The 2,102-nt window shown below is 74.7% G+C and carries 1 protein-coding gene; it reads left to right on the top strand.

The genetic code is table 11. The annotated features are described in order from the left end of the window. The first annotated feature begins 210 nt into the window (after positions 1-210). Positions 211-2,034, top strand: a complete 1,824-nt coding sequence (locus tag FOE67_RS23745) for an alpha/beta hydrolase (RefSeq protein ID WP_182666884.1) — start codon at positions 211-213, stop codon at positions 2,032-2,034. Positions 2,035-2,102: the final 68 nt, after the last annotated feature.

Here is a 2,102-nt window from a genome sequence, read left to right as displayed (position 1 = left end):
CCCCCTCGCGGCCCCGGCCCCTCCGCGCGCGGGGCCATCCGGGGGACGGTTGGTCACAATCCGGCACCGGCTCAACGTCCGACCGTCCCGGGGCGTCCGATCCCCTAGCGTGGTGTGCCGCCGACCCCGGGTCCTCACCCGGACACCATCCGGGGTCACCCGGAGCCACGGGACACGCCCGCCGGCGGCACGGGACAGGGGGAGGGATCGATGCTGTACACCGCCGACGGGTCGGGGCCCGGCCCGGGGCCCGACCCGCGTCCCGCCGATCGCGTCGCCGGAGCCGGTACCGGATGGCCCGCCCGGGCCCGGCACACCGCCCTGCGCGTCCTGCGTCGCCCCCTCGTCGACCGCGGCGACCCCCGCCGGGTGGTCCGCCGCTGGCCGGACCTCTTCGCCTGCCTCGTGGCCCTCTTCTTCTTCTGGCTCTCCCTGACCCCCTCGCTGGTGCCGCGCCCCTGGTACCTGCAGGGCGTCATCGGCGGCATCACCGCCGCGATCGGCTACGGCCTCGGCGCCCTGGTCGCCGCGCTGTACCGCCGGGTGGCCCCGTGGCGTCCCGACGAGACCGTCCGGGCCCGCTGCTGGCTCGCCTTCCACCTGCTGACCCCGCCGCTGGTGATTTTCCTGCTGTCCCGCAGCGCCGACATGCAGCGCGAACTGCGCCGCCTGCAGGAACTGCCCCCCACCCTCACCTGGCACTCGGTGATGATCGCCCTGATCAGCCTCGCCGTCGCGCTGACCCTGCTGACGATCGCGCGCGGCATCCGCCTGGGCACCCGGCTGCTGATCGAGGTGCTGCACCGCTTCGTCCCCGCCCCGGTGGCGGTCGCCCTGGCACTGGTCCTCAGCACCCTCCTGGTCGTCTTCACCGGTCGCGACCTGGTCTTCGAACGCGGCGTGCTCACCGTCGCCGAACGGCTCGCCGCCGCCAAGGACGCCAGCACCGATCCCGGCGTGCTGCGGCCCTACTCCCCCCTGGTCTCCGGAAGCCCCGACTCGCTCGTTCCCTGGGACCTGTTGGGCAACAAGGGGCGCACCTTCACCGGCACCGTCCTCTCCCCCCGGGAGATCTCCGCCTTCACCGGCGAGCCGGCCCTGCACCCCGTGCGCGCCTACGTGGGACGCGCCGCCCACGGCACCCCGGAGGAGGGCGCCGAACTGGCGGTGCGGGAACTGGAGCGCACCGGGGCCTTCGACCGCTCGGTCCTGCTGATCGCCGGGACCACCGGCACCGGGTGGATCAACCCCACCACCGTCGAGGCCCTGGAGTACATGACCGGCGGCGACAGCGCCGTGGTGGCCGTGCAGTACTCCCACCTGCCGAGCTGGATGTCGTTCGTGGTGGACCAGGAGGAGGCCGGGGAGGCGACCCGGGCCCTCGTGGACGCCGTCCACGAACGCTGGTCCCGTGAGCCCGGGGACGACCGCCCACTGCTGCTGGTCAGCGGGGAGAGCATGGGCGTGCAGGCGATCGAGGCGGCCTTCGCCGACATCGACGACCTGCTGGACCGGGTGGACGGCGGGCTGCTGGTCGGCCCGCCCGACGCCTCCCCCATCCACGGCGAACTCACCGACGACCGGGACCCCGGCAGCCCGGTGTGGCGGCCGGCCTGGCGGGACGGCGAGCACGTGCGGTTCGCCCAGTTCCCCGAGGTGGACCTGGCCCGCGACGGCGCGGACTGGGAGCACCCCCGGGTGGTCTACCTGCAGAACGCCTCGGACCCCGTGGTGTGGTGGTCCCCCGACCTGCTGTTCCGCCGTCCGGAGTGGATGAACGAACCGCTGGGCCCCGATGTCACCGGGGCGATCGACTGGTTCCCCTTCGTCACCTTCTGGCAGACCACCGTGGACATGGCCGTCTCCTACGGGGCCCCGGCGCCGCACGGCCACCGGTACGGCGCCAACCCCGTGGACGCCTGGGCGGCGATCGTCGAACCGGAGGGCTGGACCGCCGCCGACACCGGACGGCTGCGATTCCTGCTGGAGGAGCGCCACCCGCCGCGGGCGGGGTGGGCCGGCACCCCGGACTGACGGAGACGGCCCGTCCCGCACGACGCCGGGCGGGGCGTCGAACGGGACGGGCCGGGGCTCGTCCGGGG

Origin of the sequence: Streptomyces calidiresistens, assembly GCF_014141525.1 — a bacterium.
Lineage (GTDB): Bacteria > Actinomycetota > Actinomycetes > Streptomycetales > Streptomycetaceae > Streptomyces > Streptomyces calidiresistens.
The sequence above is the reverse complement of the archived record's forward strand: the minus strand, read 5'-3'. Positions and strand labels throughout refer to the sequence as shown.